Source organism: Aeromonas sp. QDB31, assembly GCF_027707605.1.
GTDB lineage: Bacteria > Pseudomonadota > Gammaproteobacteria > Enterobacterales > Aeromonadaceae > Aeromonas > Aeromonas media.
Window position 1 is genome coordinate 182,287 of the sequence record NZ_JAPCIX010000008.1, and the last position, 7,201, is coordinate 189,487.

General features: G+C 60.8%; 5 protein-coding genes and 1 tRNA gene. 4 read left to right on the forward strand and 2 right to left on the reverse strand.

The window, feature by feature from the left end; genetic code table 11:
- Window positions 1–141 precede the first annotated feature (141 nt).
- Together PG898_RS11070 and dapA are read right to left on the reverse strand one after the other, a co-directional pair.
- On the reverse strand, window positions 142–1,782 hold the full coding sequence (locus PG898_RS11070) for a sensor domain-containing diguanylate cyclase (protein ID WP_270824143.1): 1,641 nt from the start codon (window positions 1,780–1,782) through the stop codon (window positions 142–144).
- Between the two features lie 95 nt (window positions 1,783–1,877).
- Window positions 1,878–2,750 carry a 4-hydroxy-tetrahydrodipicolinate synthase gene (gene dapA / locus PG898_RS11075; protein WP_005327540.1) on the reverse strand — a complete coding sequence of 291 codons (873 nt, stop codon included), beginning with the start codon at window positions 2,748–2,750 and terminating at the stop codon, window positions 1,878–1,880.
- Window positions 2,751–3,028: 278 nt separating this feature from the next.
- Between dapA and rsmC the strand changes: the two genes are divergently transcribed.
- From rsmC to PG898_RS11095, 4 genes are all read left to right on the forward strand, one after another.
- A complete protein-coding gene (gene rsmC, locus PG898_RS11080; RefSeq protein ID WP_270824144.1) occupies window positions 3,029–4,057 on the forward strand; it encodes a 16S rRNA (guanine(1207)-N(2))-methyltransferase RsmC in 1,029 nt (342 codons plus the stop codon).
- Window positions 4,058–4,206: 149 nt separating this feature from the next.
- Window positions 4,207–5,424, forward strand: a complete 1,218-nt coding sequence (gene glgC / locus PG898_RS11085; protein ID WP_005327542.1) for a glucose-1-phosphate adenylyltransferase — start codon at window positions 4,207–4,209, stop codon at window positions 5,422–5,424.
- Window positions 5,414–6,874, forward strand: a complete 1,461-nt coding sequence (glgA, locus tag PG898_RS11090) for a glycogen synthase GlgA (RefSeq protein ID WP_270824145.1) — start codon at window positions 5,414–5,416, stop codon at window positions 6,872–6,874. Before glgC ends, glgA begins: the two co-directional genes overlap by 11 nt.
- Before the next feature lie 116 nt (window positions 6,875–6,990).
- Window positions 6,991–7,076: transfer RNA gene (locus PG898_RS11095), tRNA-Leu, on the forward strand.
- Window positions 7,077–7,201 lie beyond the last annotated feature (125 nt).

Here is a 7,201-nt window from a genome sequence, read left to right on the forward strand (position 1 = left end):
CCATTCTAGCCAGACCCCGACCCCATCGCCATGCGTCAGAGGGCGAGAAACGCTTGCCACCACATTTATGCCGAGGAAAAGAGATGCACCAGAGCGTTGGCCCCCTGGCGCGGTGAGGAAGGAGAGAGGGTGAGTCCGACGTCAGCGATAGGCCAGGGTACAGGCCCGGCCCTGTGACTTGGCGTGATAGAGCGCCTGATCCGCCTGCTCGGTCAGGGTCTGCCACCCCTTGCCCGAGGAGGGGATGAGGTAACTGAAGCCGATGCTGACGGTAAGCGCCGCCGCCACCCGGGAGGCCGGATGGGGGATCTGCAGGGCTTCCAGCCCGTGGTGGATCTGCTCCGCCAGCCGCTCTGCCTCCCCGGGTTGCGGGGCGCACAGCAGGATTACGAACTCCTCACCGCCATAACGGGCCACCAGATTGGTACGCCGCCGCTCGGTGTCCTGCAGCAGGGCCGCAACCCGTTGCAGACACTGATCCCCCTTGCCGTGGCCGAAGTGATCGTTGTAGGACTTGAACTCGTCCACGTCTATCATCAGTACTGCCAATACCCCCTGATGACGGCGCGCCCGCTCCCACTCCCGCTCCATGGTGATGTCCCACTGACGGCGGTTGGCGATCCCGGTCAGGGGATCCTCCAGCGACAGCAGGGAGAGACGCCGGTTGGCCTCCTCCAGCGCCCGGTTGGTGTCTGCCAGCTGCCGGGTCCGCTCCTGCACCCGCAGCTCCAGGTCACGGTTGAAACGCTCGAGCGCCGCCTGGGTGCGCTGGCGGATCAGCAACTGGGAGAGCACGGCGGCATATTGCTTGAAGATCTCGCTCTGATACGCCTTGAGCGGACGACGCCAGAGCAGGTTGTCGGCGGCGATCCAGCCGATGGGGGTGCCCCCGTCCCAGAGCGACACCATGGCATTCCAGCCGCGCCCCACCACCTGCTTCTCGTAATAGAGCGGGGTATCTTCCAGCACCAGCACATAATCCTTGCGTCGCAGCGCCTCCTGCACCGTGGGATGATCAGGAATGGGACTGATGAAATGGCGCTCGTCGATGAGCTCACCCGCCTCGTTGGTACCCCAGGTACCGTGCATGGTCTTGAGTTGACTGTCCGTCAGGAAGATGGCGATGCGATCGAACTGCAACTCCTGACGCGCCAGCACCACCGCATCGTGCAGCAGGCGATCCTCACCGTCACAGCGCGACAGCTTGACTCCTACCTGGTGCAATGCCTGCAGCATGCTGAGGAAGGAGTCCTGCAGGGCCTGGCTGCGGACGAGATCGGCCTGGGTATTGATCCGTTGATCCCGCTCCAGATCGACCTGACCGGCGAGCCGCCGGCTCTCCAGCTCGGCGGCGAGGTAGTGCATCAGCAACTGGATGCTCTGTTGCTGACGCCTTGGCAAGCGATCGAGGCGGCGCCGGGTTTCCAGATAGACCACGGCCTCCAACCCCTTGTGGCGCTTGAGCGGGAAGCTTGCACGCAGGCGTGGGCTCTCCGGCTCGACGCTCTCCCAGATGGCACGGGTCGGCGCGATCGGCTCCACCAGCAACTGGCCGAGATCGAGGGAACGTTCAATGAAGAGGAGAGGCAGGTCGAGGGAGGTGAGCATGTCGGCGCTCAGACAGAGCAAGCCCTGCTCAGGCCTGTAGTGGTAGAGCTGGGGCGTTGGCGCCCGCAGCCACAGATAGATCTGCTCGGCCTCGGTCTTTTCTCTGACCGCCGCCAACGTCACTTCACAGAGATGTTCAAAACTGGTGAAGTGCTCCGGATCCCATTCTTGCATGCCAAATCATCCTTGGTTGTATCCAAGCGAGTATATCGGCAAAGCCTGGCCATTAATTGACCTGGCAATCAAAAGCGAGATCCAGAGCCCAGTTTTTACAACAGATTCAAGGCCTGCATGGCTTGGCGGATCCGCTCGCGGGTAGCGTCAGACAGCGGCATCACCGGCAGACGGCACTCCTCACTGCACAGACCAAGCAGGGAGACTGCATACTTGGCGCCCGCCGGGCTCGGCTCGGCGAACATGGCCTGATGCAGCGGGATCAGCTTGTCCTGCAGCTCGCGGGCGGCCTGCCACTCGCCTGCCAGGGTCAGGTTCTGGACCTCGGCCACCAGCTTGGGGGCCACGTTGGCCGTCACCGAGATGCAGCCCTGGCCACCGCCGATGTTGTAGGCAACGGCGGTGGCATCTTCCCCGGAGAGCCAGGCAAAGGGCTTCTTGATCAGCTGACGTTCAACCCAGGGGCGGGCCAGATCGCCGGTGGCATCCTTCACGCCGGCGATGCGCGGCAACTCGGCGAGGCGGGCCAGGGTCGCCGGCTGCACATCGACGATGGCGCGGGGCGGAATGTTGTAGACGATGATGGGTTTTGTGGTGGCGTCATGGACCGCCTTGAAGTGGTGGAACAAGCCTTCCTGATTCGGGCGGTTGTAATAACCGGCCACATGCAGGGTGGCATCCGCCCCCATCTGCTCGGCGAAACGGGTGTATTCGATGGCTTCGACCGGGTTGTTGGAGCCAGCCCCGGCAATCACCGGAATGCGCCCCGCCACCTGCTTGACCACCAGCTCCACCACCCGGCAGTGCTCGTCGTGGGTCAGGGTCGGGCTCTCCCCCGTGGTACCGACCGGCACTATGCCATGGGTCCCCTGCTCTATGTGCCACTCCACCAGACGAGCCAGCGCGGCCTCGTCCAGCTGGCCCTGTCGAAATGGGGTGATCAGGGCAACTATCGAACCTTGAAACATGGGATTTCCTTCTCCTAAACAGATGGATTGGTCAATAAAAAGCCCCGGTACGTGGGTCGCTACCGGGGCTTGAATCGTCTCAGGGATGAGAGGTTACGCGCGCACGCCAGCAGGCCCGAATGTCAGGCTGTGTTTATGCTTTCGTTTCGATACGCATGACCGCATTGCATCATCTCTGGATAAATAAGGTGTCTGGGCATATTTCGGGAACACGGCATAAATGTCAAGGCGAAAGCGGCCATGTATAATGGCCGCCCAAAAAAGTGTGGAGAGTCCCAATGAGCCGTCCTGTCAGTGCCGTCAGCCAGATGCTGGAACGTAATCAAGCCCTCTTTGTCGGCAAACGGCTATTGGTGTGTGGTGCCCTGGAGGATGATTACCCTCGTCAACTGGCCGAGCTGACCGACTCCCTGGCGGTCTTCACCACGGATTACTGCTATTACCGCAGCCAGCAGGCGGCCCTGGGTGAGCGCATCCTGTTCGATCACCAGCTCGGCGGGAGCCCTCGCTTCGATGCCCTGCTGCTGCTGATGCCCAAGGCCAAGGCCGAGGCGCAATATCTGCTGGCCATGATGGCCCCGCTGCTGGAGCCTGGCGCCGAGCTGTTCCTCGCTGGCGAGAACCGCGGCGGCATCAACGGGGCCGACAAGCTGCTGGCTCCCTATGGTGAGAAACCGGTCAAACGCGACTCGGCCCGCCGCTGCTCCCTATATCATGGCGAGCTCGGCAAGCCGGTCGCCCCGTTCGAGCTGGATGCCTGGTTCAGCCGTTATGAGTGCAAGGCCGGCGATACCGAGCTGACCGTCATGGCACTGCCAGGAGTCTTCAGCGCCGACGGGCTGGATCTCGGCAGCCAGATGCTGCTGGCGAGTCTCCCACCCATGCAGGGCAAGCTGCTCGACTTTGGCTGTGGCGCCGGCGTCATCGGCTCGATATTGGCCAAACGCAACCCGGCACTGACGGTGAACATGGTGGACATCAGCGCCCTTGCGCTCGAGTCCAGCCGCCGCACCCTGGCGGTCAACGGTCTGCAGGGGCGAGTCTATGCCTCTGATGTCTACTCCGATATTGCCGAAAGATTCCAACATATCGTCTCGAATCCCCCCTTCCATGCCGGGCTCAAGACCTTCTATGCCGCCACCGAAACCTTCCTGGCAAGGGCACCCGAATTTCTCACCGCCGATGGCGCCCTGACCATAGTCGCCAATGCCTTCCTGCGTTACCAACCTATACTGGAGACGCACTTCAAACGGACCGAGGTGATCGCCGGCGATGGCAAATTCAAGGTGTATCTGAGCAAAGCCTAAATAAGTGCAACGGTTGTAATAAAACAAGTAGAGAGTGCCAGAAGGGATCTGTTAAGGTACCAAGAAAACGTTTACCACCCCTTTAGGGGTGTTTTTTTCGCAGCGATATGAAAACCTTTTCAAGGTATGAACTCAGGGAGAGAAATACGATGGCAGGCATACTCACCATGATACTGGCTGGCGGCGAAGGAACCCGACTGCAGCCACTGACCACCACCCGCAGCAAGCCCTCTGTCCCATTCGGTGGCAGCTACCGCTTGATCGACTTCGTCCTCAACAACTTCGTCAACGCCGACTTCCTGCGCATCTACGTGCTCACCCAGTTCAAGTCCCAGTCCCTCTACCTGCACATGAAGAAAGGCTGGAACATCGTCGGCATCACGGATCGTTTCATCGATCCCATTCCGGCTCAGATGCGGATGGGCAAACGCTGGTATGACGGCACGGCCGACGCCATCTATCAGAACCTGCGCTTCATCGAGATCTCCGACCCCGAGCACGTCTGCATCTTCGGTTCCGACCACATCTACAAGATGGATGTGAGCCAGATGGTGAGCTTCCACAAGCAGAAGGCCGCTGCCCTCACCGTGGCAGCCCTGCGCATGCCCATCGAGGAGGCGAGTGCCTTCGGGGTGATCGAGGTGGATCAGGAAGGCCGCATGATAGGGTTTGAAGAGAAACCCAGGCATCCGAAGCCCATCCCTGGAGATCCCACTCAGGCTCTGGTCTCCATGGGCAACTACATCTTCGAGACCGAGGCGCTCTACCGCGAGCTCAAGCGCGATGCCGCCGAGGAGAATTCCAGCCACGATTTCGGCAAGGACATCATCCCCAGCCTGTTCCCGCGCGCTCCCGTCTATGTCTATGACTACAGCACCAACGTGATCCCGGGTGAGAAGCCCAACGTCTACTGGCGTGATGTGGGGACTCTCGACTCCTATTGGCAGGCCCACATGGACCTGGTGGCCGACGACGCCCCCTTCTCCCTCTACAATCGCAAGTGGCCGCTGCACACCCACTATCCGCCGCTGCCCCCCGCCACCTTCATCGACACCGATGACTGCAAGGTCAAGATTGCCAACTCCTTGATCTCCGGCGGTTGCTTCATTCAGGGCAGCCAGATCCAGCGCTCCATCCTGGGTTTTCGCTGCAACATAGGCCCCTGCAGCCACATCAGCGAGTCCGTGCTGCTCGGGGATGTGAAGATAGGTGAAGGCTGCTCAATTCGACGCGCCATCATCGACAAAAACGTTGAAATTGCACCCGGCACCGTGATCGGTGAGAATCTGGACCATGACAGAGAGCGGTTTACCGTATCCGAAGGCGGTATCGTCGTGGTACCTAAGGGAGCAAGAGTTGGCTATTAACCCACTGAAAGTCCTGTTTGTCGCCTCGGAGGTTGAGGGGCTTGTGAAGACCGGGGGCCTGGCGGATGTGGCCAAGGCCCTGCCGCAACATCTCGCCCGGGCGGGTCACGACGTTCGCATCATCCTGCCCTTCTACCAGACGCTAAAGCGCCGGGATGAAGCCAGACTGCTCGCCTCGCGCTGGTTGCCCACCCCCCAGGGGCGGGACGACATCAGCTATCGAATCTACCAGCTGGAACTGGACGGGATCTGCGTCTATCTGCTCGATTGCCCAGCCTATTTCGAGCGGCCGCAGCTCTATGCCGAGAACAATCAGGCCTATCCCGACAACGGTGAACGTTTCGCCTTCCTCGCGGCGGCGGCCCTGCACGCCTGCGAGCAGCTGAACTTCGCCCCTGACATAGTCCACTGCAACGACTGGCACACCGGCCTGCTGCCGCTGCTGCTCAAGACGCGCCACGCTCACAATCCCTTCTTCCAGCGCACCCGGTCTGTCATCAGCATCCACAATGCAGCCTTCCAGGGGGTGTTCGATCGCCAGCAGTTCTGGGCAGTGCCGGAGATCCAGGACTACGAGCAACGCATCAACTACGACTACGGTCACATCAATCTGCTCAAGTGCGGTGTGCTCTACGCAGACAAGATCAATGCGGTCAGCCCCAACTATGCCAGCGAGCTGCTGACGCACCTGGGGGCTCACGGCATGGCCAGCGTGTTCCAGCAGCGGGCGAGCGACTTGCGCGGCATCCTCAACGGTTGTGACTATCAGGATTGGGATCCTGCCTTCGATCCCCTGCTGCCCGCCACCTATGACGCCGACCACCTGGCCGGCAAACACACCTGCAAACGGTCACTGCAGCAGGAGACGGGGCTGCCCGTCGGCAACTTGCCCATCTATGGCATGGTGTGTCGTCTGACCGAGCAGAAAGGGGTGCATTTGCTTATCCCGGCGCTGGACAAGTTCCTGCAACACCAGGTCCAGGTGGTGATCGTGGGCTCGGGCGACCCTTCCCTCGCCGCCCAGTTGCAGACCATAGCCCAGCAACATCCCGACCGGTTCGCCTTCATCAATGCCTATGACGACCGTTTGGCCCACCTGGTGGAAGCGGGCGCCGATTTCTTCCTGATGCCTTCGCTGTTCGAGCCCTGCGGCCTCAACCAGATGTACAGCCTGGCCTATGGCACCCTGCCGTTGGTACGGGCCGTCGGCGGACTGAAAGATACCGTGGTGGACTGGGATGCCGATCCCGCCAGGGCGACCGGTTTCTGCTTCAACGATCCCACCGCCAGCACCTTGCTCGATGCCATGCGCCGCAGCCTGCTCCACTACCTGCAGGAACCCGAACGGTTTGCCCGCGTGCAGCAAAATGCCATGCACACCCGCTTCGACTGGGCCGACTCCGTCCCCCTGTACGAACAGATGTATCAGGACGCACTGACCCCGGCGTGACCCAGATTGCTGAAGTTTTGTGCCCTTGACACGGCTTTATCCGTCAACAGCGAAAAAAGTCCCCTTTGGCTGTTGACGCCCCCCCAAAACTCTATAGAATCCCCCACCGCAGTGATGCGAAGGTGGCGGAATTGGTAGACGCGCTAGCTTCAGGTGTTAGTGTCCCACGGATGTGAGGGTTCGAGTCCCTCTCTTCGCACCATACTGCAACATGCTTCATCGATGGCATGTAAAACAAGATTGATGACAATGTGCGAAGGTGGCGGAATTGGTAGACGCGCTAGCTTCAGGTGTTAGTGTCCCACGGATGTGAGGGTTCGAGTCCCT

Excerpts from the sequence above, each read along its gene's own strand:
- PG898_RS11070 (WP_270824143.1), bottom strand. The coding sequence starts at position 1,782 with ATGCAAGAATGGGATCCGGAGCACTTCACCAGTTTTGAACATCTCTGT.
- dapA (WP_005327540.1), bottom strand. The coding sequence starts at position 2,750 with ATGTTTCAAGGTTCGATAGTTGCCCTGATCACCCCATTTCGACAGGGC.
- rsmC (WP_270824144.1), top strand. The coding sequence starts at position 3,029 with ATGAGCCGTCCTGTCAGTGCCGTCAGCCAGATGCTGGAACGTAATCAA.
- glgC (WP_005327542.1), top strand. The coding sequence starts at position 4,207 with ATGGCAGGCATACTCACCATGATACTGGCTGGCGGCGAAGGAACCCGA.